General features: G+C 70.0%; 19 protein-coding genes. 8 read left to right on the plus strand and 11 right to left on the minus strand.

Features of this window, described 5'->3' with window-relative positions; genetic code table 11:
• Positions 1-150 precede the first annotated feature (150 nt).
• Positions 151-699, minus strand: coding sequence for a hypothetical protein (locus AB0N03_RS32115; protein ID WP_364379337.1), 549 nt, complete (start codon positions 697-699; stop codon positions 151-153).
• Between the two features lie 326 nt (positions 700-1,025).
• Positions 1,026-1,946 (minus strand): hypothetical protein, encoded by a 921-nt coding sequence (locus AB0N03_RS32120; protein WP_364379340.1) that lies wholly within the window; start codon positions 1,944-1,946, stop codon positions 1,026-1,028.
• 730 nt (positions 1,947-2,676) lie between these two features.
• Between AB0N03_RS32120 and AB0N03_RS32125 the strand changes: the two genes are divergently transcribed.
• A complete protein-coding gene (locus tag AB0N03_RS32125) occupies positions 2,677-3,756 on the plus strand; it encodes a hypothetical protein (RefSeq protein ID WP_364379343.1) in 1,080 nt (359 codons plus the stop codon).
• 452 nt (positions 3,757-4,208) lie between these two features.
• Here AB0N03_RS32125 and AB0N03_RS32130 read toward each other — a convergent pair whose 3' ends face one another.
• From AB0N03_RS32130 to AB0N03_RS32150, 5 genes are all read right to left on the minus strand, one after another.
• The gene (locus tag AB0N03_RS32130) at positions 4,209-5,168 is read right to left on the minus strand and encodes a C40 family peptidase (RefSeq protein WP_364379346.1); all 960 of its coding nucleotides are present in this window, start codon (positions 5,166-5,168) and stop codon (positions 4,209-4,211) included.
• A gap of 88 nt (positions 5,169-5,256) precedes the next feature.
• Positions 5,257-6,348, minus strand: coding sequence for a replication-relaxation family protein (locus AB0N03_RS32135; protein WP_364379349.1), 1,092 nt, complete (start codon positions 6,346-6,348; stop codon positions 5,257-5,259).
• 133 nt (positions 6,349-6,481) lie between these two features.
• Complete coding sequence (locus AB0N03_RS32140) at positions 6,482-9,040, minus strand: DUF87 domain-containing protein (protein ID WP_364379351.1); 2,559 nt, start codon at positions 9,038-9,040, stop codon at positions 6,482-6,484.
• An 11-nt stretch (positions 9,041-9,051) separates the two neighbouring features.
• Complete coding sequence (locus AB0N03_RS32145) at positions 9,052-11,013, minus strand: conjugal transfer protein TraC (RefSeq protein ID WP_364379354.1); 1,962 nt, start codon at positions 11,011-11,013, stop codon at positions 9,052-9,054.
• A 4-nt stretch (positions 11,014-11,017) separates the two neighbouring features.
• On the minus strand, positions 11,018-12,331 hold the full coding sequence (locus tag AB0N03_RS32150; protein WP_364379357.1) for a PrgI family protein: 1,314 nt from the start codon (positions 12,329-12,331) through the stop codon (positions 11,018-11,020).
• A 2-nt stretch (positions 12,332-12,333) separates the two neighbouring features.
• Between AB0N03_RS32150 and AB0N03_RS32155 the strand changes: the two genes are divergently transcribed.
• The 3 genes from AB0N03_RS32155 to AB0N03_RS32165 all read left to right on the plus strand — a co-directional run bounded on the left by AB0N03_RS32155 (position 12,334) and on the right by AB0N03_RS32165 (position 14,785).
• Positions 12,334-12,585 (plus strand): DUF5372 family protein, encoded by a 252-nt coding sequence (locus tag AB0N03_RS32155; protein WP_364379360.1) that lies wholly within the window; start codon positions 12,334-12,336, stop codon positions 12,583-12,585.
• A 151-nt stretch (positions 12,586-12,736) separates the two neighbouring features.
• Entirely contained in the window at positions 12,737-13,633 is an 897-nt protein-coding gene (locus tag AB0N03_RS32160; RefSeq protein ID WP_364379419.1) for a recombinase family protein, read from the plus strand.
• A gap of 18 nt (positions 13,634-13,651) precedes the next feature.
• Positions 13,652-14,785, plus strand: coding sequence for a recombinase zinc beta ribbon domain-containing protein (locus tag AB0N03_RS32165; RefSeq protein ID WP_364379363.1), 1,134 nt, complete (start codon positions 13,652-13,654; stop codon positions 14,783-14,785).
• Between the two features lie 44 nt (positions 14,786-14,829).
• Here the strand turns inward: AB0N03_RS32165 and AB0N03_RS32170 are convergent, their stop codons facing one another.
• The 4 genes from AB0N03_RS32170 to AB0N03_RS32185 form a co-directional block, all read right to left on the minus strand.
• Positions 14,830-17,088 carry a hypothetical protein gene (locus tag AB0N03_RS32170; protein WP_364379366.1) on the minus strand — a complete coding sequence of 753 codons (2,259 nt, stop codon included), beginning with the start codon at positions 17,086-17,088 and terminating at the stop codon, positions 14,830-14,832.
• 2 nt (positions 17,089-17,090) lie between these two features.
• Positions 17,091-17,453 (minus strand): pilin, encoded by a 363-nt coding sequence (locus tag AB0N03_RS32175; RefSeq protein WP_364379369.1) that lies wholly within the window; start codon positions 17,451-17,453, stop codon positions 17,091-17,093.
• 92 nt (positions 17,454-17,545) lie between these two features.
• Positions 17,546-18,592, minus strand: a complete 1,047-nt coding sequence (locus AB0N03_RS32180) for a sigma-70 family RNA polymerase sigma factor (protein ID WP_364379372.1) — start codon at positions 18,590-18,592, stop codon at positions 17,546-17,548.
• A gap of 621 nt (positions 18,593-19,213) precedes the next feature.
• Positions 19,214-19,411, minus strand: a complete 198-nt coding sequence (locus AB0N03_RS32185; protein WP_364379375.1) for a hypothetical protein — start codon at positions 19,409-19,411, stop codon at positions 19,214-19,216.
• On the opposite strand from AB0N03_RS32185, the gene AB0N03_RS32190 reads away from it, so the two are divergent.
• The 4 genes from AB0N03_RS32190 (at position 19,392) to AB0N03_RS32205 (ending at position 24,025) form a co-directional block, all read left to right on the plus strand.
• Positions 19,392-20,204 carry a hypothetical protein gene (locus tag AB0N03_RS32190; protein WP_364379378.1) on the plus strand — a complete coding sequence of 271 codons (813 nt, stop codon included), beginning with the start codon at positions 19,392-19,394 and terminating at the stop codon, positions 20,202-20,204. The genes AB0N03_RS32185 and AB0N03_RS32190 overlap by 20 nt on opposite strands.
• A 158-nt stretch (positions 20,205-20,362) precedes the next feature.
• Positions 20,363-21,394, plus strand: a complete 1,032-nt coding sequence (locus tag AB0N03_RS32195; RefSeq protein ID WP_364379381.1) for a DNA methyltransferase — start codon at positions 20,363-20,365, stop codon at positions 21,392-21,394.
• 139 nt (positions 21,395-21,533) lie between these two features.
• Positions 21,534-22,115: a VUT family protein gene (locus AB0N03_RS32200; RefSeq protein WP_364379384.1), complete on the plus strand. Its 582-nt coding sequence runs from the start codon at positions 21,534-21,536 to the stop codon at positions 22,113-22,115.
• Positions 22,112-24,025 (plus strand): DNA cytosine methyltransferase, encoded by a 1,914-nt coding sequence (locus AB0N03_RS32205; RefSeq protein ID WP_364379387.1) that lies wholly within the window; start codon positions 22,112-22,114, stop codon positions 24,023-24,025. The genes AB0N03_RS32200 and AB0N03_RS32205 overlap by 4 nt, the downstream gene beginning before the upstream one ends.
• The last annotated feature ends 21 nt before the right edge of the window (positions 24,026-24,046 follow it).

Consider the following 24,046-nt stretch of genomic DNA (forward strand, 5'->3'; position numbering starts at 1 on the left):
GAACGTCTTGTTGGGCACGGCCGCACCTGCCGCGTTCTGCTCACCCGGGCACTCGCGGGCACCATCGTGCACTCCGCCGACGGCCGATAGCCGCCCGGACCGCTGGTTGGAGTCTTGGCGGTGCGGGGGAGATCGCGATGAGCTGAGGGCTTACCGTGCGAGGTACGTGGCGACGTCGGTGTCGAGCCACGCGACAACGTCATCGATGTGCTTGCGCTGCAGCCCGCGTCCGACCTCGATGGGAACGATCAAGGTAGGGACGCCGTCGTTGCGTCGGTCCTCGGCCCACCCAAGTTCCTTGCCGCCGAAACTGTCGTCGAGCCAGGCTACCGGCCGGTCGGCTACCCACCGGCGGATCGGCCCGCACTTGGGCGACCAGCCGAATGCGGGCCCGTGGTTGGGCACCTCGATGACGGGCATTTCCGGCAGGTCGAGACGCGGCGCGACCCAGTCGGCGGCGCGGGCGCCCCAGCTGGTCGCCCACGCCAGCTCGGCCCCTCGATCATGAAGCTCACGCAACCACGCGCCGTGGTCCACGTTCAACCACACGGTCCCCGCCGCCGCACGACCGTCGGGGCCGGGTCCGGCGAATTCGTACATCCGGTAGCCCAGCCCCGCCAGTACATGCTCACCGCCAGCCAGCGCAGCATCAGCAGCCAGCACACCGTCGACATCGACCGCAACTACCGCGCTACGCACGACCGCTCCTTCACTCCACATGTCCCTCCGGTGGACAACACACGTCCACAGTGTCGCATCCGCACCCCGCCCAGCACGTCCGCATTCGCCTGCCCCGGCAACGAGTTCGTCGTCTATCGGTGGTGGGCGACGACGTGCGTCACGCTTGATCAAGCCACAAAGGCAGGAACCTGTCACGCCGTGTCGACTTTCAGTCTTTTCAACGCCCGGTCCCCGCCGCGAAGGGGAGCCTCCCGGCCGAATCGACCACGTTGCAGGGCTGTGGCCAACCGAGCGATTTGGCCACAGCCCTGCGGACGCACCGAGAAGTCGGCAGCCCTGAGTAACTACTGCGGTTCGGCGGTCGACGGCGCGTCGACCTTGTCCGGATTGATCGCGAACCGCTTCGGCGCTTCGCAGGTCTTGATCGCGTAACTCGTGGTGACCAGCGCCTCCAGCGCGTTGTTGACTGCCCCGCCCGAACGACCGAGGTCCTTGCCAATTTTGGCTGGCCCGAAGCTTTCGCCCGGGTGCTGGGTCAGGTACTCCTCCACGATGGCTCGCAATCCGCCCTTGGGCAGCCGATCCTTATCCGCAGGAGCGGCGTCGGCGGATGTCGTGCCCGCAGAGACTGGGTCCGGAGACTGGGCACCCCCGTCTACGCTCGCGCTTGGCGCCGGGACGACCTCAGCCGGACCGGGCAGCGGGGTGGCGTCGACGTGGGCGCCGGGCCCGTCGGGGGCGGGTGAAGCGCTTCCCGTGGTCTTCTCGACGTTGGTCTGCTTGTCGTCGACGTCCGAGGTGTTCGTCGATGTCCCCGTAGCCGTGCTGTTCTCGGTTGAGGGGCCGTCGCCCGTGTCGGCCCGCGTGTCAGTGATGCCCGGTTCCGCGCTCGCTGCGTTGGTGCCGCCGACGTGGTCGGCGCTCGTGGGCGCGCCCGTGGGGGCGGGGGCGGAGTCCGGTGTGGTGGTGGCGCTGTCGGACGGCGTCAGCGTCCAGGTGTCGGGATTGCGGGGCCCGTCGCCTGCGGTGCGCAGAGCGATGCCGTCGCGGCCCCAGCGGGCCAGGATCTTCGCTGCGGTCGATCGGCCGACCCCTGCGGCCATCGCCAGCGCGGCGGTGGTGGCACAGGGATTGTCGGCCAATGCGGAGCGCACTTTGTCTTCCGTGGTCAGCGTGGTCTGCTGGGCGGGAGGCTCGGGTACCGCCTGCAGGTGGCGGTCGTCGGGGGAGGTGTCGGTAGCGGCGGTGCGGTTCGTGCGGGACATGACGAACTCCGTGGGTCTGTTGTGGAATGGGTGGTCATGCCCCGGCCGGGGCGTTGGCCCGCCGGTGCGCAACCGGTGGTTCGGGCTACACGTCTATGAACGCTTCGTCTCTGTCTCCGTGTCAAGCGATCCGTGAAATAAGATCGTCTCTTGTGGACATCGGTTCGTTCGCGGTTAAGGATTTTGACTTTATTTCAGAGATTGGCGTCGTGGTTGTGTGACGTTGGCACGTGCGCGATGCGTCGTTGGGACCAGTCGTGGACCGACCCGAGGTTCACCGGAGGTGAAGGAGGGTCTTATCAGTTGGGCGAGCTCACCGCGCACGCCGGCGCCCCGATGTCGCCGACATGCTGATTGAACTCGGCGGCCACGCTGCATCCTCGCAGGAGGTGCCCCGCAGGCCAGAAGGTGCTTTCGGGAAAGGTGAAAGCCTCGCTCGTCCGCTCAGTAAACTGGTGGAGTGTAGGTATTCGAACCATGTCGTATTCCCTGGCGGCTTAGCCAGTTCGTGTCGTCCTTAGCACGCTGACTGAGGACGACCGAGGTGCCGCAAGTCCTTCGTCGGGCCTTGGTGGCGAGATGCCGACAACGAGCTGTTCCAAGGCCGTGGTCGACCTGTTAGTAGGTACTGAATGGTCTGCTGGCGTGTGCTGACGTCGGCAGCTTCGCACTCTGAGACGCAGCCTGTTGTACGGTCCTTCGTGCAACAGACGTCGTCAGAGGTGGAGTGGTGGATCTTCCGGACTGGGTTGAGGACCTATGGGCCGAACTGCGCTTCAGGGAGTTGCTTGGACAAGCAAGCGGAGAGGGCTTCCAACGGCTAGTTCATCAAATCATGAAGGCCGTCGACGGTGACGACTTCATGGACGTACGGCCAGTCGGCAAGCATGGCGACTTCACGTGTGATGGCTGGGGGATGCAGTCACGGACTTGCTACGCGATTTACGGCCCGTTCAAGCGGAAGAGTCCAGGTCAAGTACGTCACAAGATCGAAGGTGATCTCTTTGATGCCGTTCAGTCCTGGCCCGAGATGCAGTCGTGGCGTCTCGTTCATAATGATCTAGCTGGTCTCAATGCGTTAGTCGCTGCCGCCCTCGTGTCGGTACGTGAGGAGGTACGGACCAAAGCGCCACATCTGGAGGTCCTGCCACCGTGGGGGCCGCGGGAGCTGTGGTGGCTGCTGAGGCAGGCGCCGGCCGAAGCGAGACGATCGATACTTGGCACTCACGGCTGGCGTTTGAGTCAAGATCGGGGTGAGCGATTCGTCGGCGCTGGAGCTGATCCCGTGTCAGTCTCGGCGGTCCGGTCGGTGACACAACTGTTGGACGGCTTCGCCGCTGGAGGTGTTGTCGAGCCACTGGCCGCTTGCACGTTCGTCGGGGCAGTGGCGATGTTTCTTCTAGGGGACGAAGCGACCTTTAGGACGCAGTCCAGCTTGTTGGAGCAACGCTGCCACGGGGACCCGTTCGAGACGATGCTCACGTCGGTTGTGTTCTGTGTCAAGGCGGTGCAGCTTTGGGAGGCGGCGACGGGTGACACGCCGCAGCTCTGGGCTGACATGCTCGTTGCTTCCACGTTGACAATCCCTTACGTAATACAGATTGTGCTTTCAGCCCGGCTAGGGACAGAGGCAGAGGTGCCCCTGCCAGGCCATCCAGAAGATCAGCAGAAGGTGATCATGAGCCTCGGCCAGGTCACCGCGATGACTCTCCAATTGACTGCCGACCACCGTGCCGACCCGCTTGTCTCGATTCTTCAGGACCTATTGATCGGCGTGCAGCGGGAGCGTCCGGGACCGCCGATGCATTGAGATGCCCGAACCAACCAGGCTGCCCACTATTTGAACGCGCAACTGAGCTTCGTTTGGTTCCAACACAACTGTGCGTATGCCTCGGATGCTGCTGCCGTCAGGCGAGGTCGGCGGTGCTGATCGCGTTGTAGGACTAATCGGCGGCTGCCTCCGTTCCCAGGAGCCGGCTCCACGGCTGGCGTTCCCACCTTTCCAACATCGCCTCGAATACGGCCGCAGCCTCATCCAGATCTCGTACCCGGACGTCAGAACCAGGTGCGCACGCCAGCCAGATCAACCCGTCGGACTGCCCAAGATCCGGTTGCATTGGATACAACATCGTTGTATCCAATGACGAAAGGTGCAGCTCAACGACGCGCCGCGATATTCACCTGCGCTGCCAGAAGTACCCTGACCAGCAGAAACAGGCAGCATCAAACCGCGCCCGAGTGTTGCGTTAGATGCAATAAAGCCTAATTAGATGGTCGAGTGGCGTGATAGTAGTCGTCGCCCGGGTAGCGGTATGCGTGTACTCGTACGACTTGTCCCACGTCCGGCGCGTCGATCATGTTGCCACCGCCGAGATAGAGCCCTACGTGGTGCACACGGCCTGCGGTGGCGTAGAAGACGAGGTCGCCGGGTAGCAGGGGCTGACCGTCGGGGAGGCGGGGCCCAGCCGCGTACTGCTCGCGTGAGGTGCGTGGCAGGGTGATTCCAGCGGCGGCGTAGGCCGCGCGGGTCAGTCCGCTGCAGTCGAATCCGGTGTCGCCGTCGCCGCCCCAGACGTAAGGCAGGCCACGTTGCCCGCACGCATAGTTGATCGCAGCGAGAGCCGCCGGGGTCGGGGCCGCGATGTCCGCGCAGTCCCCGGACGCTGATGGTGCGGGTTGGCAGCGTACGCCGGATGTGGCGGCGACGATGGTCCGCGCGGTGTGTTCGTGGTTCGCGTAGGCGTGGGGAAAGCCGGAGTGTTGCACGGCTTGGGCGGCGTCGGTAACGCTCATGCGCTGCCAGTCGGGCGTGGCCAGCAGGTGCTGGAAAAACTGTGTCGCGGCGTAGCTGGGGGTGGTGATCTGGTCCGGGGTGCCCCACCCCATGGAGGGGCGTTGCTGGAAGAGCCCGAGGCTGTCCCGGTCGCCGTAGTGCAGGTTGCGCAAGCCGGACTCCTGGAGAGCGGCGGCGATCGCCACCACCCACCCGGGTTCTGGCACTCCCATCTGTTTGCCGACGGCGACGATGGTGCCCGCGTTGATCAGCTGCTCGGCGGTCACCCCCGGCGCCTTTCCGGTCGGTGTCCCATCGGGTGTGCAGGTCAGTGCTCCCGTCGAAGAGCCGCTGCTGAACAGCTGGGTGATGCCGATGAGCTGAGCGCCGATGAGCAAGGGGATGGCCAGCACGAGGACGGCGATGCCGACGCCGATTTTGGTGCCCACGGGTGGATCACGCTCCTTGCGTTGAGCATGTAGGCAAGGCGGAGGCCCGCCCGACGAGGCAGCAGTCGGCGCGGCCGGCGGCCTGGTGTCAGTTCTCGCCGCGAGCGACGCGGTTCGGCGTGCCCGGTGGCGGGACCGCGGCGGGCGCCGGCAGCCGGTACGGCGAAGCTCCGGCGGTCTCACTGACCTGGCCCTCACCGGTGTCGGGCGCGGTGGGGTCGGCCGGCGGCGCCAGGCGGGGCCAGGCGTCGGGGAGGTCGGTGAGGCTGTAGCGCGGGCCGGCGCGATTGGTGCGGGCCGAGGTCAGCGGCAGCCACACTGCCTCGGCCGGGCTCGGATGCGGTGCGGCCGGGTTGAGCAGGTCGGCGGCCGCGGTGGCCACCGGCACCGCGCAGGGCACATCGAGGTCGGCGTGTACACGAGCCAGTGCGGTGCGGGCCCCGGCCTCACGTCGGGTGGTGGGCAGCCACACCAGCACCGGGGTGGCGATGCCGGTGGACTCGGCCAGCCGCGCGTAGCCGAGCAGCTTGCGTCCGACCTTGGTCAGCGATTCGGTGCCGGTGTCGAACTCCAGGAACCACTCCACCTCCCGCACCGCCGTGCCGCGGCCGCTGCGCCAGCGGCCGTAGCCGTCGGGGATGACGAGGTCGCCGAAATGCCGGGCGCAGCGGGATTCCGACCACCACACCGTCACCGCTTCCGCCGCGGCGGAAGCGGCGCGGCTGCGAGCGATCAGTGAGGTGAAGAAGTCGTTCACCCCGACGGTGTGGGCGAGGCGCTGGTTGTGCGCGATGCCCATGGCGCGGTCGTGCCGGTACCCCAGGTCTTTGACCTCGAGGCCGTGTTCGGCGGCGAGCACGGCCGCGCCGGCCGGGCCGAGGACGTAGTGCATCGGGGCGGAGCCGAGTTGCTGGAAGGGCTGGAATCGCGACACCGCGCGCCAGAGGTAGAGATCGCGGAGCCGCTGGCGGGTCGAGCGACCGGAGGGGAATGCGACGTCCTGGATCTGGCTGGTGGTCAGGACGCGGTGCTCGTGCAGTAACGCCAGCAGCCACTTGTCGCGGATGGTGAGGCGGGCGGCGAGTGTGGCCTGGTGTTCGACCGAGCCCGCGGCGCGGGCGGGGTGGCGGCCGGGCAGGTGGCCGCGCAGAGTGTGCTGGCGGGTGGTGGTCGTGATCACGAGCGACCCCTGTCGAGTGAGTTGTGAACAAGGTGTGGACAAGTCCTGTGGGTAGCTCGACATCCGCTCGGCGCGCAGCGACGTCGGTGAGCTGTTTCGTTGTGCGGCGGGTGGACTGCCGTCCGTGCGGTGCCTAGAGGCGGGTGCGACGCGGGTCGGTCTTCGGCGGACGGGTCGGCGGAACCCGTGTCCCGCCCGGTGTGGACCGTGCTGCGTCGGCGGTGCTGACGCGGGTCGAAGTGCCGCTGCCGCTGGTGCGCGCGCGGCGCCGGGCGCGTAGCTCGGCTCGGATTTCCCGTGCCCGACCGGGGATGGGGTCAGGCAGGGGCGTGGTGGTCATGGTGAACGGTTCGGTTTCCTCGCCGTTGACGACCAGGCGGGTGGCGGTGTGGTAGACGCCGAGGTGGGACAGGTCGTGTTCGGAGAGCCGGGGTGAGGTGTGGCGGGCGAGCTCGCGGGCATCCTCGGGGGAGGCGGAGAAGAAGATCTTGCTGCGGGCGTTGGTGGAAATGCCTTCCTTCAGTTCCCGGGGGAGCTGGCCGAGGTGCTGGTGCGCGAGCGTCATGCCGACCCGGAAGCCGCGGGCTTCGGCGAGCATGTCTTCCATCGAGTAGGGCAGGTTGAGGAAGTTGTGGCATTCGTCGATCACCAGGGACGCGTCGGGACGCAGGCGTTGCGGGACGCGGGCTCGGGCGGTGGTGGCCTGCCAGGTCCGGGCCACGACGAGGGAGCCGACGAGGCGGGTGGTTTCCTCACCGAGGGAGCCTTTGGGAATGCGGACCAGGCAGATTCCGCCGTTGTCGAGGACGTCGGCCATGTCCACGGTGGAGTGTCCGCCGGCGATGGCCGCCTTCACGAAGGGCCGCAGCAGGAAAGCCCGGAGCTTGTTCATCAGGGGAGAGATGACTTGAGAGCGGGAGCTGTCGGTGAGCTCGTCGTACCACTCCCAGAACCCGGTGAGGATCGGGTCGGTAAGACCGTTGGTGATGCGGGACCGGAAGGCTTCACTGGTCAGCAGCTTGGGCAGGTCCGCCAAGGTGGGGATGCCTTCCTGAGCGCGCAGGGTCAGGCAGGCGGCGCGCATGAGGTCATCGGTGCGGGGTCCCCAGAACGCGGAGTAGACCCGGCGGAAGACGGAGACGAGGTTGTCGACCTCCCGGTCGGTTTCGCCGCCTTCCAAGACGTTCAGGCAGGGCGGCCGGTGGAGGGAGTCGGCGTCGAAGAGAACGACGCGGTCGGCGGCGGCGGTCGGGATTCGGTTGAGGGTGTCGGTGACGAGGTCGCCTTTGGGGTCGATGAGCACCAGGCCGCGTCCGGCGTCGATGTCGTCGAGGATGAGGTTGCCCAGCAGCGTTGACTTGCCCGATCCGGTCGCGCCGATGACGTGCAGGTGGTGGCGGGCATCGGCGACCCGCAGCCCGACCGGGCGGGCATGGCCTGTGTCGGCCTGTCCGAGGGGTTTGACGCCCGGGCCGGGCGTGGCGACCCCCGGCGGCGGGGCGACGGCTTTGGCTCCGGCGCGTTCGACTCCGGGGATCTCGGCGTCGGTGGGCAGGTGGGCGAGCGCGGCGAGTTCCAGGACCGAGAGCAGGTCGCCGCGGTCGAGGCGCCGAGCGGCGAGGGCGCGGGCGGGGTGACGCAGTCGGGTGCGGGTGTAGTGGTTGTGGTCGGTGTAGGCGGCGAACGCGGCCGCCAGCGCGTGCGCTCGGCCGCGCGCGGTGTCGCGTACCTGGCGGGGGAGCTCGTCGGTGGTGTCGGCGCGCAGGTCGGTGGCGACGGCGTAGCGGATGAGGGTTTCGTACTGGGAGCCGCGCTGTTTGCTCACGATGGCCTTGTTCTGCGCCGAGTACTCCAGTGACAGCTGCGGGTCCTGGCTGATGCGCCGCGCGTCGGCGGTCCGCCCTGAGCGGGTCGCCGTCGCCCCGGGCGTGATCAGATCGAGCAGCCGGCCGCCCCAGCGGTGGGAGGTGGTGTGGTGGACGCGGCGGGCGGCGCGGCGGGATCGGGAGACGCGGCGGCCGGTGACGGGGCGGGCGAGGATCTGCACGCAGGCGCGCTCGTTGCGGCCGAGCCCGACAGGGGCGCCGAGCAGCCCACGGATCGGGTCGGCGTCGAAACCGGTCCGGATCGGCAGCGACTCGGGCCGGGCCAGGCGCAGTTGCCCGCCGACGGTGATCCGCCGATGCCCGGCGTCGAGGTCGGGGAACGGTGCGGTGGCCGGGCTGGTGCGGGTGTGCGAGCCGGGCCACGCCGCCTCGATGGCGCGTTCGACCAGACTGGGTGGGATGACGCCCGGTACCCAGAACTGGATGGTGACGCCGTGCTCACCGAAGAGGTACTCCAGCGCCAGGTGCGGCTGGCCTGCCCACCATCTCCGCCACGCCGGACGCAGCAGCCCGACGAGGTTGGACCAGACCGCGGCTCCGCCGGCCGGGTCGACGCTCGGTGGGGCGAGCACGGTGATCCGGCGGGCATCGGCCAGCAGCGCCCGATGCCGGCGCACTCGCCGCCACCGCCGGACGACGACTCCACCGGTGGCCGCGAGCGCGACGGCCGGGACGATGACCGGACCCCAGACCAACGCCCAGTCCCGCAACGCGGCGAGCAGCACACCGGTGGCGCCGCCCGGATCGCGTAGATAGTCACTGACCCAGCCCGCATGCATGGCCGTGACCGCGGGATGTGTGGTCATGACGGACCTCCTCACCGGGCAGCCGGGCCGGGGGCGGCGTGGCCGCGAGGTCCGACCTCGACGCGGCCGACCGTGTCGGGCTCGATGTCGTCGACGTCCGGGTCCGCGTCCTCCACGGCCGGCGGGTGGCTGCTCGCGGGCCCGAGGTCGACGTAGGTCTCGGCGAGGTTGCCCTCGGTGGCGTCGAGATCGGCGGCGGCGAACCCCGCGAGTTCGGCGGGGTCAGTGGTGACCAGGAAGTTCTCGGTCGGCGAGGCCAGCGACTGGAACGCGACGCGTTGTGCGCCGGCGGCCAGCAGCCCTTGGCCGCGTTCTGCTGAGAGCAGGAACTGCCGTTCCCCGCCGGAGAGATCGAAGGCCTCAGCGACCACGTCGATGGCCTGCGGAGCCTGGCGCATCAGGATCTGGGTGGCGGAGTTGGCGACGATGGCGCGGCCAAGGTCGCTGCCGAGCACGTCGGAGGGATCCTGGCTGGCGACGGTGAGCCCGACCCAGTACTTGCGTCCGGCCTTGGCCATCCGGAACAGGAACCGGCTGCCTTCGGGTAGCTGCATCAGCAGCCAGGCTTCGTCGACCACCACCAGCCGCGGCCGCCGGTGCGCCGGATTGCTCACCCGCCGCCAGACTGCGTCGAGCACGAGCAGCGTCCCGATCGCCCGCAGTTCCTCGGGCAGGTCGCGCAGCGAGAACACCACCAGGTGCCCGTCAGGGGTGGTGGTGGTCGGGCCGTCGAACAGGTCGCTGAAGGCACCGTCGACGAACGGGTGCAGTCGCGCGGCCAGGTCCGCGGCCACCTCGTCGCCGTGGTCGCCGATGGCGGCGAGGACCTCGCGCAGGTCGCGCAGCAGCGGAGCGGGCCGGGTCCAGGTGCGCGGGTCGGCGGTGATCCCGGCGCGGGCGTAGGTGGCGGTAATGGCGGTGTCGAGCACCGGCCGTTCGACCGGGGTGATCGCGGCGCCGAGCAGGACGGCCAGGACGGTGTGCAGGAACAGGCTGCGGCGCCGCAGCGCATCGGTGGGTGCGGTGCGGCCGCCCTGGGTGTCGGTGTGGATGGGCACGTCGAACGGGTTGAGCCGGACGCCGCCCGCGCCCAGGTGCAGGTAGGTCCCGCCGACTTGGGCGGCGAGGCGGGCGTATTCGTCTTCGGGGTCGATGACGAACGCCTGAACACCGGCATAGAGGCTGCGCACGGTCTCGAGCTTGACCAGATAGCTCTTGCCGGATCCGGAGCGGCCGAGGACCACGGAGTTGTAGTTGTCGCAGGCGAACCGGTCCCAGTGCACCAACCCTTGGGAGCCGACGTTGTAGCCGTAGAGCACGCCCGAGGCAGCGGCGGTGGTGGAATCGGCGGGTGCCAGGTCGGGTGAGGTGAACGGGTAGGCGGCGGCGACAGCGGGAGTGTCGAACGTTCGGCTCAACCCGAGGGCGTCCAGCCCGAGGGGCAGGGTGGAGACCCAGCCCTGCAGGGCACGGTAGGTGGCGGGTTTGGCGTCCAGCAGCAGCGAGGCACACAGCGACCGCAGCGCGGAGACTTCCTCGGCCAGCGACGCCTGATCGGCGGCGTGCACGGTCAGGTACAGCCCGAACTTGAACAACCGTCCCTCGCCGCGGGCCATGCGCCGCGACATCTCGGCGGCGTCCTCGGCGGCGGCGTCGAGATCCGGGTCGTCGAGCCGGTCGTGGCGGGCGTTGTGCCGGCGGGACGATTCGAGCTTGGCGCGCTGGCGGCGCAGCCCGGTGGCGGCGGTCGCCGGGTCGACGGGTTGGACGTGCACGGACACGTCCAGGCGGGCCGGGTAGGTCAGCAGCGGCGCGAGCCACCCGGGGTACACCTCTTGTGGGTAGCCGGTGACGCCGAAGCTGGCGACGAACTCGTTGCCGACTTCCAGGTGACGGGCGGCCACCGACAACGAGTCGGGCGTGAACGCCGAGGCTGACCCCGTGCGTGTGGTGTGGTGGCGGATGTGAGCCATGGGGTTACCTGCTCTCGATCTCGTCGTCGTAGTCGAAGTCGTCGGTGTCCGGCAGCCACGGCCCTGGCCGTGCCGGCGCCGCGGGCGAGGGCGCTCGCGAGGAGCGGTTCCCGCGGTCGGGCATGGCGGGGGAGGCGAGCGGGGTGTCGGCCGCCGGTTCCCGGTGGCGGGCGGGTTGCCCCGTCGGTACGTCGGGTTGCGGGTCGGGGCCGTAGAGGTCGGTGAACGTCGTGCTGCTTGTGACGACGTCGTCGGCTGCGGCCAGTTGGGTCGAGGGCGGCAGGAAGGTGTCGGGGTTGCAGGCGGAGGCCAGCACCGCGGTTGCCGCTGCCGCGTCGAGCGGGGTCACCGCGATTCCGGCGGAGGTCAGCAGTTCGGTGGCTTCGTCCAGGCGGCGCCCGAGACGGTGCTCGGCGGCGTGGCGTGCGTGGTCGTCCACCGGCCGGGCGTCGCCGCGTCGCCGCCGCAGCGCCGCGGCGGCGAAGGGTGTAGGCACGGGGGCGGTGCGCAGTGGCTCGCGCAGGATGAGTAGTACCTGCCGGCGCAGCAGGTCGGCGTGGGCGGTGAGCTCGGCGAGGTAGTCGGCGTGATCGAGTGCGGCGGCCTCGAGCGCGGGGTGGGGGAGCCCGCCGGCCCGGCCGCGCAGCTGCGCGATCTGCGGGGCGAGGTCGAGCCGCTCGGCGCGCACGAGGATCTGCACGGGGGCGGTGAGGCTGTGGAGGTAGCGGGCGAAGGAGGCGACGAGGGTTTCCTGCTCGCTGGGAGTGCGCAGGGAGAAGTTCACGGTGCCGCAGGCGGCGATGACCGCGAGCCCGTCACCGCCCAGGTCGACGATTCCGGCTCGGGCTCCGGTGTCGGTGACACCGGTGGCGGGCAGCTCCAGCGGCGCTGCCGACACCGGGTCTGCGCCGGAGGGGGCAGGGCGACGGGACCGGCCGCGCGACTGGGTCGGCGCTGGTTGCTGCGCGGTCAGCCATGCCGGAGCCGCGCGCACTCCCTCTGGTGCGGCGACCCGATGCCGTGGGGTCAGGCGCTGGCGGAGTGCGGCGAGGACGAGGCGGTCCAGCGGGACCCCGTCACGCTGCCCGAGGGCCAGCACGGCGACCGCGATCCCGGCCGGGACGCCGACGACGAGAAACACCGGTAGGGGGACGAAGGCACGGGTCAGTGAGTGCAGGCCTAGAAGCAACAGGCCGGCGACACCGAGGATCGCGATCTGGCGGGCGGTGAAGGGCCCGAGGACGCGGTCGGGGCGATCGACGTCGGCGGGGATACGAACTGCATAGGGCCCGTTCGTCCGGGTCTCGTGGTAGTTCATTGGTGGTTACCCATCCCTTTCATCTGTTGTGCGGCCGGGAGCTGCCGGTGCTGTTCGAGCGGCGCACGCGGCGCGGGCTGTGGTTCGTGTGCGAGGTCGATGGCCGGTCGCGGGTCACGCTGCGGCAGGAGTGGACCGATCGCGGTGCGCCGGCCGGTGATCAGCGGCTTTCGGCCGACGGGCTGACGGCGTTGCGCGAGGTCGTCGACGCGGTGACGGGTCGCCGTTCGGACACCACCCGGGTGGGTGAATGATGATCTTGATGGTGTGTGCACTCGACAACGACGGCTCGGCCGAGCTGGGGATGGGGAGTGGTGGCCGCGGCCTGGTGGGGCGAGGCGGTGATGGCAGTGGCGAACATGGTCGAGTCGTTGCTGCGCAAGGAAAATCACGGCGGTGGGCGTGATGAACGGCGCGTCGAAGATCACCACGGAGCATCGATCCCGCAGCGCGGTGGTGTATGTGCGGCAGTCGACGCTGATGCAGGTCCGCGAGCACGGCGAGTCGACAGCCCGCCAGTACGGCCTGTCCGCCGTCGCGATCGAACTCGGCTGGACCGCCGAGCAGATCCTCGTCGTCGACGCCGACCTCGGCGTGTCCGGCCGCTTCGGCTCGGAACGCGACGGGTTCCGCGAGCTGATCTCCCGGGTGTGCCTGGGCGAAGTCGGCGCGATCTTCGGGCTGGAAGTTTCGCGGCTGGCGCGTTCGTCGGCGGAGTTCGCGCGACTGCTGGAACTGGCCAGGTTGACCGACACGCTGCTGATCGACGGCGACGGGGTCTACGACCTGGGCGACGTCAACGACCGGTTGTTGTTGGGGCTCAAGGGAAGCATGTCGGAGGCCGAGCTGCACCTGCCGGCCGGACGGCTGCATGGCGCGAAGCTGGCCGCCGCGCACCGCGGCGAGTTGCGCGCGAAGCTGGCGGTCGGGTTTGTCTACGACCTCGACGGCCAGGTCGTGATCGACCCGGATGAGCAGGTCCGCACCGCGGTGCAGGATCTGTTCGCCGAGTTCGCGCGGACCGGGTCGGCGTTCGGGGTGGTCAAGGCGTTCGCCGAGACCGGTAGGTTGTTCCCGCAACGCGCCTATGGTGGCGCGTGGGCCGGTCAGCTGAAGTGGGGCAAGCTCGGCCACTACCGGGTGCTGCAGGCGCTGAAGAATCCCGCCTATGCCGGGGCCTATACCTATGGCCGCAGCTACGACAAGCGTCGTGTCCAGCCGGATGGCACGGTGCGTTCGGCGCGCCGCACCCGCGCGCGGGACGAGTGGACGGTGCTGATCCAGGACCACCACGAGGGCTAAGTCAGCTGGCAGCAGTACTTGGACAACGAGGCCAAGCTCGCGGCGAATCAGACCAACGCCGGTGCCCGTCCGCCGCGCGAGGGCATCGCGTTGTGTCAGGGCATCATCTACTGCGGCGGTTGCGGTTCGCGGATGGGCACCCGCTACGGCGCCCGGCACTACGTGCACTACGAGTGCGTCAGCGCCCGCGACCAGGCCAAGACTGCGCGTTGCCGCTCGGTGACCGCCTCCACGGTGGATGCGGTCGTCTCCGAATTGCTGCTGAAAGCGGTGACTCCGGAGCAGATCACGGCTGCGCTGGCGGTGGCGGACGAGGTCACCGAGCGGCACGTCCGCTCGCACCGGGCCGCCGAACTCGCGGTGGAACGCGCCCGCTACGAGGCTGACCGTGCCGAACGCGCGTTCAGTCAGGTGGAGCCGGAGAACCGGTTGGTGGCACGGAGCCTCGAGTCCCGCTGGGAAGCCAAGCTCGCTGCGGTGGCCGAGGCGGAGGCGGCGTTGGAGACCGCGCGGGCAGCCAAGCCACCGTTGCCGGAGCGTTCGACGTTGGAGGCGTTGGCGGCGGATCTGCCTCGGTTGTGGGACGACCCGGACACCAGCCCGCGGGACCGCAAACGGCTGCTGCGCACCCTCGTCGCCGACGTCACGCCGCTGCCGGCCGACGATCAGCGCCAGGTCCGGATCGGGGTGCGCTGGCACACCGGCGCCACCGACGAGATCACCGTCAACCGCAAAGGCCCCGGCCGCACCCCGGCCACAGCGCTGGAGATCATCCGCCGACACGGCGCAACACGCACCAGCGAGCAACTCGCCGCGCAGCTCAACGCCGCCGGTCTGACCACCGGCAAGGGACGGCCCTGGAACACTGCGGCCGTCGCTCGGGTTCGCGACACCTACGGCATCCGCGCTCCGCGCACGGTGGCCGTCGGCGAAGGCGAGGTCAGCATCGCCCAGGCCGCCGCGCAGCTGGGTGTCGCGCCGAAGCCGGTCAGCAACTGGATCCGCAAGGGACAACTGCCCGCCCGCCGCGGCGCGGCCGGACGCTGGTGCATCCCCTGGGACGAGGCCACGCAGGACCTCTACCGCCAGCAGGTCGCGAAGTCGTTCCGCGTCAAACGAACAGTCCCAACAACCGAAGGAGGAGCAGTATGAAACGACCGTCGGTACGCGTACGGGACTGCTCACAGCACGAGTCCTCACTTCTTCTTCGGGGCCGGGGTGCGGCGCGGCCGTGTCGGTAGGTCGAGCGGCAGCGGCAGCTGCACCCCGGCCCGCGGCGTCGGAGTCGACGTCGGCGGCGGTACCGAGACCGGTGGTTGGGCCGGCTTGGGTTGGCGGCGCACACCCAGCGGCAGCGGGTACTGACCTGAGGCCAGCGGCCGGTTGCCGGTGTAGGCGTCACGAGGACGGCGGCGCGGAGCGCGCGCGGCGCGGTTGATCTGCCCGGAGGGAGTGATCAACGCAGGCCCGGTCTGGCGGCTCGGTGGCGCGGGTGGGGTGTCGGCGAGAGTGTGCCGGGCCGGGCGGGCCGGAGCGGGTCGTAGGTGGATCGGCAGCATCCCGGTCTGGGGTGCGATCAACGCGTTCGGCAGCGTCGCGGGCGGCCGGGCGTTGCGGTTGATCCGCCCGTCGATAGTGAGCAGCCCGGGCTGGCGCACATGCGGTGGGGCGGCCGGTGTGCGGTCGGCGAGGTCCTCGGCCAGCGACCGACGCCCGACGCGGTCGGCGTCACGGCGGGTGGTGATCGGCAACCCGAGCTGGTCACGCGGCAGCGCGCCCGGCAGCGGCTCCGATGGCACGGCGCGCGGGTTCGGCGCCACCCGGCGCGCCTGACCGGCGCCGCTGGTCGTGAACAGCGACAGCTGGCCCGGGCCGGGGCGGCGGTCGGCCAGTGGCGGGGTGGAACCGAGGTCCCCTAACCGCGGCGAGCGCGGGTCGGCCCGTGTCCGGCGAACACGGATGGGGAGCATGTACTGGCCCGTGGGTGCCGAGGGAGGATCCACGAGCGGGGACCCGCCGCCTACGCGCCGCCGAGGTGCAGGCAGTCCCCGGCGTCCGCCCAGCGCAGCGGTGGCGCCGCTGAGCAGTCCCATCGTCTGGTAGGCGATGACGCCGCGCACGACCCGTCCCAGCAGAGAGGGGCGCCCGGACCGCACCGTGGAGAGGAACCAGAACGGGATCTTGATCAGGATGTAGAGCAGCGCGATGCACAGCATCAGGTTCACCAGCGCAGACGGCGCCGGCCCGAACACAGTGAACCCGCCGGGGGCGAAGAAGACCTTCACGGCCATGACCAGCGTCAGCGACTGGCCGACCTGGATCGCCAGCATCCCGCCGATGGCTTTCCACCACCACAGGGCGATGCCTTCGGTGTGCGGGAGGGCGTGGAGCATCAGCGCGATCGGTGCGGCGGCGACCAGCAGGATCGTCACGATCACGCGCACGGTGAACACGACCAGCAGCACCAGCAGCAGCGCTACCACCACCAGGCCGAGGCCGCCGAGGAACAGGCCGCTGCCGTGCAGCGACCCCTGCACCATGGTGATCAAGCTGCGGGTCAGCGCGGCCGGATCGACGCCCTCGCCCATCACCGCGGCCGACAGCGCGTTGGCGATCTGGATGCCCTTGGTCGCGAGAAACAGTGACAGCGTCCCGGCGAGAAACCCGACAACGAGACGGGGGGCGAGTTCTTTGACGGTGTAGCGGGACTGCAGGGTCTGGTAGCTCATGATGATCAGCCCGGCCAGCAGTACCAGCACGCCGTAAGCGGTGAGCAGGATGTGCCACGACCCCGTCCATGCCGCGCCGAGTCCCGGGATCTTGTCTGGTTCGGGGATGGTCAGCAGAGTTTTACCGAGCAGGTCCAGCAGAGGGTTCAGCCCGGCGGCCACGATGGCGGCGAACATGGCGCTCGCGGCGACGACCATGCAGCCGGTGAGGTTGGTCAGCCCGCAGTGCGCGGCGTCGCCGGTGCCGCTCGGTATCGGTTGCGGCGGTGGGTCGCTCGGGGCGAGGGTCGAGGGCTGGGGGATGCAGTCCAGGCCCTGACATGGGCCTTCGAGCGAGGGTGCGCAGCCGGGCAGGAGTGACCCCGGAAAGCAGGAGGGGCCCGGGTCCGGCAGCGTGGTCTGCGGGGGCAGGGGGGTAGCGGGGATGCTGCGTGTCGGGCTGGCGCTGGGGAGATGACAGGCCGGTTCCGGCGACCCGGGTGTGCAGGTGGAGTTCGGTGGCAGCGGAAGCGGCGGTTCCTGCATCGGCGCCGTGTGAGCAGCGGCGGTGGCGTAGTCGGTCCCGGCCGTCGCGCCCGCGGAGGCCAGCGCGCCGAGGAATGTCGCCAGCAGCACGCCCAGGACGATGAGGATCCGGCGCCGTCGGCGCCGGGCGACGCGCTGGGGCCGGCGCGCGTGCCTGTCGGTCGGGCTGAGCATGCGGCGCTGCGGTGAGGCGGTGGGCATGGCTACAGTCCCCCGACGATGGTCTTGAGGATCTCGACCGCGATGGGCGCGAGGGCGGCCAGGCCGAAGCCGACGCCGGAGGCCTTGAACGAGTCCTTGGCTCTCTCGACTTCCCCGGGGTTGCCGCCTGCCATCAGGTAGCGCACGCCACCGATGGTCAAGAACACCAGGGCGATCCCGGCGAGGATGCCCATGATCCAGTTGCGGATGTTGGTCAGGACCTGGTCGACGGTCTGGGCGAGCGCGACGGTGGTCACCGTCTCGGCCCACGCGGTCGAGCCGCCCAGCAGCACCGGTACGGCAACCGCGGTGAGAACGAGGAGAGTCGCCGCGTGCCGGTGGCGTCGACGGCGGGTCGCCGGCACCGGGACCGCCGGTACCGATTTCTGACGCCGGTGCCGTGGTGTCGAAGGGCGGGTGGAAAGAGCGCGGGTGCGGCTGCCGGAGCGGCCGTCGATCAGTCGCATGAGAGCGCCTCCCGCGAAGCGCTCGGCCGGGGCACGGGCCGTGATGAGTGCGAGGCAGCGCGCCGACCGGTCTCGCGATCACCGGATCGGGAATGCAGGGTCTGGCGGCGTGGTGCCCGTGCCGGCTTCGGAACCCGATCTGTAACGGTGTGTAGCCGGGATGGGCCGCGCATCATCGAGGCGCGGGACCGGTCTGGTGCATCCGGCGCAGTCGCTGCTTGCAGATACGTGGCGAGGCGGCCCTCGGCACGTTGGCGAGCCTTCTTGGCGGCTTCGTAGGTCTGCCCGCGTGCGTGTGCAGCCTCGGCCAGGGACAGTTCGCCGAAGCGGGTGGCGCCGATCAGCGTCGCCTCTTCAGCGGAGACCACGCCGGCCTCGACAGCCGCGAGGAGGGCGAGTTCGGGATGCTGACTCGGCCGCGGTGGCGGACACGAGCGAAAGCCCGACGCCGACGACGCGTCACGCGCGGCCAGCAGGTCCCGCGTTTCCTCGTGGCTGAGATCTCCGATCGGAGAGGCGGCATGCAGCGTCTCGCGCAGCGCCGCACACCCGGCCCGGTAGGCGCTCCAGCGCAGCCGGACCAAGATCCTCGGACGGTCCACATCGACGGTCGTGAGCTCTTCGAGGAAGCCGGTCACGACCGCGGCCTGAATGTCGTGCGTCTCCCCCTGCGCCGACCGGGTCAGCCGTGCCGCGACCTGGACCAGCCACGGCAGCGCCAGCCCGACACACGCGACCGTCCACGTGCCGCCGTCGGTACGGGACCGGGTCACGAGCGCGGCCCAGGCCGCATCCCGCAGCGGCTGGGGATTGTCCTTGTTCAGTAGCAGCGACCCGAGCTCGTCCAGCGGCACGAGCCGCGCCGGCAGTCCTGGTATCGGGCGGCAGTCGAGGGCGACCGGATGCGGTCCGGTGACCAGCCATTCGAACGCCGTGTGGGCCGTGTCGAAGACGCCGGGCTCAGTGATAAACATTGGGGTCCGGCGCCGGAAGAAATCACGGAAGTCGGGTTCGTTGTCCGGCTCTGACGACGTCATGTTGGAATCTCCTCGGCGTGTAGTTCGACGCCGAAAGGAAGCCACGCGGGGCGCCTCAAAAGCGCCTCAAACCCGCCTCGGGAACGCCTCAAAACCGCCTCAAAAGCGCCCCAACTTAGCCGACGGTCGAAGGCTTGAAAACGACGTCAACGGCCTGACAACGCCTAGTTACCGTGTTCGAAGAGGTATCGTGAAAACGCCTGTGAACAGCGTTGCCATCGCTTTGAGGCGAGCCCGGATGGGAGTAGCGCCTCAATCGCACTTAGTTATCTGGATCTGAGGCTGCGTGCGACGAAGTGGTCAACGGGGAAGCCATCGAGGTTCATTAGAATAGGGCGTGCCGACATGGGCATGCGTGACCCTGTCGGCCGGGTACTCCACGATCGCAGCCGTATAAAAGTCGGACGAGGGACGTTTTTTTGTCTGCGATCCGTGTCCCGGTGAGGCCGTTTTTTCGGAACTAGTAGGTGACAGCAGCACGAGCCCGTCGGCACATCCCGGCGGCATCTGGCACCGGAGGCCATTCATGACCGATCGTCCGCAATCTCCGGACGGCCGTCCCCGCCATCGAGGGGACTCGACGCGCCCGTCACGCAGCCGGCGCGGCGGCGACCTCGCTCCCTATCCCGGAGCCCTCAGCCGCATCACCACGGGAGCCTCCGGCACCCGGGCGACCTCACGGCCGGAAGGCCCGCCGCCCCGCTCGCGCCGGCGCACGAGCAGCGGGTCGCCGGACCCGATCCCGGCGACCGTGTGGACCTGCGGACCCGATCCGATCGACGCGCACGAGACGTGGCCGGTGACAATCGTCGAGCGCATCACAACCGCATTCACCACTCCCGGCGCGCATGTCGTTCTCGTCGACGCCGGTACGGCGGCGCCGACCTCCGCCACGCCCGCAACCGGAGGCTCCGCGGCGACCGGAAGCATCGTCCCAGCATTGGTGCAGGACGCGGTTCGCGCACTCGGGCGGACCGTCAGCGCTGTCGTCCTCGACACACGGGCCGATGCCGCCGTGGCGCCGTCACGACCGTTCTGGGCCGACCTCGTCGATGACTCCGCCGCGTCCGCAGCCGCGCCCGTCGACCCGGCCACAGGTGCGGCCGGTGGCCCGGCCCTCGGTGGTCGCGGCGCCGTGGATTCGCGGCGGCAGCAGCGGGTGGATCTGGTGCTTGTCGCGTTGCCGGCGCGGGTCGCCGAGCGCGTGTCACTCGATCGGCTCGCGCTGCGCGCGGCGGAGATGGTGCGCCGCGGCGGCATCGTCGCGGTGTATACCCACAGTGACGGAAACGGGGAGGGGTTGCTCGACCCGACCGGCGCGATCGTGGCCGCCGCGCAGCATGCCGATCTGCTCTATCTGCAGCACATCGTGGCGCTGCACACCCCGGTCCGGGCGGGTGGTCTGCATGTTGTGCCGAGTGCGTCGGTGGCCGCCGAGTATGACCGCACCGCGCATCGCGCGACGGTGCGTGGGCTGCCCGCACCGCACCTGCGTTCCCACGCCGACGTCTTGGCCTTCGCGCAGCCGGCCGACCTTGTGACAGGGCCACTGAACGTCCCCGGCACCGCCTCGGCTTCCGCCGAGGACACCGGCCGCGGGGACCTCCGATGAGCCCGGCGCCGTGGCCTCCGTCCGAGGCTGTCCAGCTCGCGCCGGTCGTTCCCGAAGCACCGAAAGGCACCCCGCTCATGTCCTTCTCGCACCCCACGCACCCGACCTCGGACACGGCCACGGGCGGCTCCGCCACCGGTGCCGCTGACGAGGCCACCATGCCGGTTTCGCGGTGGCTCATCGACGCCGTGGACGCCTCTGCGCGGCGTGGCGCGGCCGGGGCGACGGGTGCCGCGGCGCCCGTCCCGACCGACCCCACCACCACGGCTGACATCTCCCGGGCTGACGGGCCGCCGCTGTCGGTATGGGTGACCGCGCAGACCTCGCCGGCGGCGCAGCGCAAGGGCCGCTACGTCCCCGACTCCACCGCGCACCCAGCGAAGATGCTCCCCGCCGTGGCGGCGCACGCGATCCGCCACTACACCCGCCGAGGCGACCTCGTCTTCGACCCGATGGCGGGGTCGGGCACGACGCTGGTGGAAGCGCTCGACGCGGGGCGCTGTGCGGTCGGGGTGGAGTACGAACCGCACTGGGTCGCGGTCGCCCGAGCGAACCTCGAGCTGGCTCGCACGCGCGGACATGACGTGAACGGCGAGATTGTCCAGGGTGATGCCCGCCAGCTGCCGCAGCTGCTGCCCGAGCGGTACCGGGGCCAGGTCGCGCTGGTGGTCACCTCACCGCCGTACGGGCCGGCGACCCACGGGCAGGTCGTCACCGCGACGACGGACTCGCCGGACGGGAAGGTGCACAAGTACCACCACCGCTACGGCAACGCCCTCGACCGCGGGAACCTCGCCAACGTTGGCCACCATCGGCTGCTGGCCGGGTTCACCCGCATCCTCACCGGCTGCGCCGCGGTGCTGCGTCCCGGCGGGCACGTCGCGATCACGGTGCGGCCGTGGCGCGAGCATTCCGAGCTGATCGACCTGCCCTCGCAGATCATCGCCTGCGGTCGCGGCGCCGGCTTGATCCCGGTCGAGCGGTGCGTCGCCCTTCTGGCCCGCGTCGCCGACACCGGCCTCGTCGTCCGCGGCAGCTTTTTCCAGCGCGACTTCATCCGCAAACAGCGCCAGCAGGGTCTGCCGTTGCATCTGATCGCACACGAGGATGTCGTCGTCCTCCGCAAGGAGCTGACCCCCGGCGCCCCGCCTGCCACGCCGGCAGACTGCGGCCGCGGGGAGCGGGCATGAGTGCGCGCGCCCGCTGCACCGACTGCGGATGGACTGTCCATCACACAAGGCCCGACGACGCTCGCAGGGCCGCCGACAGCCACCGTTGCGAGCCGCCCGACCGTCCCGGACAACAGGGCCGCGATGCGGGCAGGCAACCATGACCGAGCTGTCGAACTCCAGCACCGAGCGTGCCCTGTGGGGACGTCAACACCGCAGCTCGGGTGAGCGCAGCTGGGTCCTGCCGGCGGCCGGATGTGTCTCGGCAGGCTGCTATCTCGCGGCCGTGGTGGGGGCGAACTGGACCAGCACCTACCACGTGCTCGCGATGGGAACACTGGTCATTCCTGTCGGCGCGTGCGTGGCGGGGGCGGCGTTCACTGCCCGCGATGTCGTGCATGAGGCACTCGGTGCGCGGGGCGCGCTCGCGGCGATCGCCGCGGGAACGCTGCTCTCGGCGGCCGTGGCGACACCCCGGATCGCGCTGGCCAGCGCAACCGCGTTCCTGCTCTCCGAACTCGCCGACTCGTGGCTGTATCGCCGGTGGCGGCGCCGCGGCCACGTGCCGGCGATCGCCGGGTCGAATCTCGGCGGCCTGATCGTGGACAGCATCGTGTTCGTGCCGTGCGCATTCGGCTCACTGGCCCTGCTGCCCGGCCAGCTCGCCGGGAAAGCGCTCGCCACTGCGGCGGCCGTCGCATTTGCCCTCGGGATGTCGCGACGGCGGGAGGCGCGGTCATGAGGACGTTCTATCTTGGTGTCCATCAGCCGGCGTGGCTGGAACGTGATCTCGGGATTCCGCTACTGGTGTCGCACCGGCGTCTGGCCGGGCGCCGCACGCTGCCGCGGGCCACGCACGAGTGGGCGGTGGATTCCGGGGGCTTCTCGGAATTGTTGTTGTATGGCCGGTGGCGCAGCGACGCTCACGCTTACGTCGCGGCGGTGCGCCGCTACCGGGATGAGATCGGGAAGCTGGCGTGGGCGGCGCCGCAGGATTGGATGGTCGAGCAAGCCGTCCGGAATCGGACAGGCTTGAGTGTGCGCTCGCACCTGCAGCGCACGGTGGGCAACTACGTGCAGCTGCGCGACTTGGCGCCGGAGCTGCCGATCATCCCGGTCATTCAAGGTGACGAGGTCGACGATTATCACCGCTGCGCGGACTTGTACGAGCGTCACGGTGTCGACCTGGCGGCCCTGCCGCTGGTGGGAGTGGGAAGTGTGTGCCGCAGGTCGCACACCGGCGAGGTGGAGCGCATCGTGCGGTCGCTGCACGCGCGCAACTTGACCACCCACTGCTTCGGCGTCAAGACGCAGGGGCTGGCGCGCTATGGCGAGGCGATCGCCTCAAGTGATTCGGCTGCCTGGAGTTTCAGCGGCGGGTTTCTGCCGGGGTGCACTCCGACCCATCGCAGCGAGGCCAACTGCCTGCGCTACGCCCTGGCCTGGCGGGCCCAACTGCACCGGAAGCTCACCGCCGCGCCTTCGTCTCAACCTGATCGGCTCGCACACCTGGCACACACGGCGGAGAACCGCACGGCGGTCCTCACCGCGCCGCGCGGGCCACGCCCATCCGGCTACGCGTCGCCCGGCGGCCCGGTTGACACGTCGACGTCCAGGCGGCGCCTCGGCCGACGCACGACGGACGCGAGCTCACCGATGAGCGCCCCTCGGCGTGGCGCGGTCGCGCCTCCAGCCCGCGGCGGCGACACCGTGCAGTTCGTGGCGACCGAGGGCCCGGTGATCGGATCGCTGTGTACCGGCCTCTTGGGACTGGATCTCAGCGTCGCCGCGGTACTCGGTGGCCGGGTCGCCTGGTTCAGCGAGGTCGATCCGCACGCCGAGCGGATCCTCGCCGCGCGCCTGCCGGGCGTGCCGAATCTCGGGGATCTGCGGACCGTCGACTTCACCGGCGTGGAGCGAGTGGATGTGCTCACCGCCGGATTCCCGTGTCAGGACATCTCCGCGGCCGGTCGGCGCGCGGGCATCGAGAAAGGCGCGCGCAGTGGACTGTGGAGCAACGTGCTGGACGCCGTTCGCGTCCTACGACCCGGGCTCGTCGTCGTGGAGAACGTCGCCGCCCTCCGCTGGCGAGGCGGAGGACTCGACCGTGTTCTCGGCGGGCTGGCCGAAGCGGGGTATGACGCGGTCTGGCGTTGCGTACGAGCCAGTGATATCGGAGCCGCGCACCGGCGAGAGCGGGTGTTCGTGTGTGCCGTCCCCCAGCCGGGACGGGATGCGGATGATGCCGACGCCGCAGGCCCGCGACGGCGAACCGTGCGGTCCGGTCGATCCGGCGCGGCGGCGCGCTGGCGGGCACCAGGTCAATCTCAACGACGCCGTCGACTCCGTGGTCACACCGGCGCAGCTGCTACCGACACCGACGGCGGCGGACTCGCGGTCGGCGGCGATCCAGACGGTGCTCAGACCGGGCCGGCCGATCCCGGTCGGGTGTGTGACGCTGACCGACTCGGTGCGGCTGTTGCCGACGCCGACGGCGTCGGATGCGAAGAACTGCACCCACGTAAGCCACGACGGCGGACCGTCGCTTCCCGACCGGGCACGCGCCGTCACGACACCGGACCCCTCACCCGAGGAAACGTGCTGCGCGGCAATACAAATTCGGGGGGGGGGGGGGGGGGTGGGTGGGGTTGATTCCCCCGGCGCGGGGGGAAG

It is taken from the genome of Amycolatopsis sp. NPDC051061 (genome assembly GCF_040682935.1).
Lineage (GTDB): Bacteria > Actinomycetota > Actinomycetes > Mycobacteriales > Pseudonocardiaceae > Amycolatopsis.

Coding starts and splice junctions, on each gene's coding strand:
- AB0N03_RS32200 (WP_364379384.1), top strand. CDS start 21,534: ATGACCGAGCTGTCGAACTCCAGCACCGAGCGTGCCCTGTGGGGACGT.
- AB0N03_RS32150 (WP_364379357.1), bottom strand. CDS start 12,331: ATGAACTACCACGAGACCCGGACGAACGGGCCCTATGCAGTTCGTATC.
- AB0N03_RS32205 (WP_364379387.1), top strand. CDS start 22,112: ATGAGGACGTTCTATCTTGGTGTCCATCAGCCGGCGTGGCTGGAACGT.
- AB0N03_RS32120 (WP_364379340.1), bottom strand. CDS start 1,946: ATGTCCCGCACGAACCGCACCGCCGCTACCGACACCTCCCCCGACGAC.
- AB0N03_RS32195 (WP_364379381.1), top strand. CDS start 20,363: ATGCCGGTTTCGCGGTGGCTCATCGACGCCGTGGACGCCTCTGCGCGG.
- AB0N03_RS32170 (WP_364379366.1), bottom strand. CDS start 17,088: ATGCCCACCGCCTCACCGCAGCGCCGCATGCTCAGCCCGACCGACAGG.
- AB0N03_RS32140 (WP_364379351.1), bottom strand. CDS start 9,040: ATGACCACACATCCCGCGGTCACGGCCATGCATGCGGGCTGGGTCAGT.
- AB0N03_RS32145 (WP_364379354.1), bottom strand. CDS start 11,013: ATGGCTCACATCCGCCACCACACCACACGCACGGGGTCAGCCTCGGCG.
- AB0N03_RS32160 (WP_364379419.1), top strand. CDS start 12,737: ATGAACGGCGCGTCGAAGATCACCACGGAGCATCGATCCCGCAGCGCG.
- AB0N03_RS32180 (WP_364379372.1), bottom strand. CDS start 18,592: ATGACGTCGTCAGAGCCGGACAACGAACCCGACTTCCGTGATTTCTTC.
- AB0N03_RS32185 (WP_364379375.1), bottom strand. CDS start 19,411: ATGCGCTCGACGATTGTCACCGGCCACGTCTCGTGCGCGTCGATCGGA.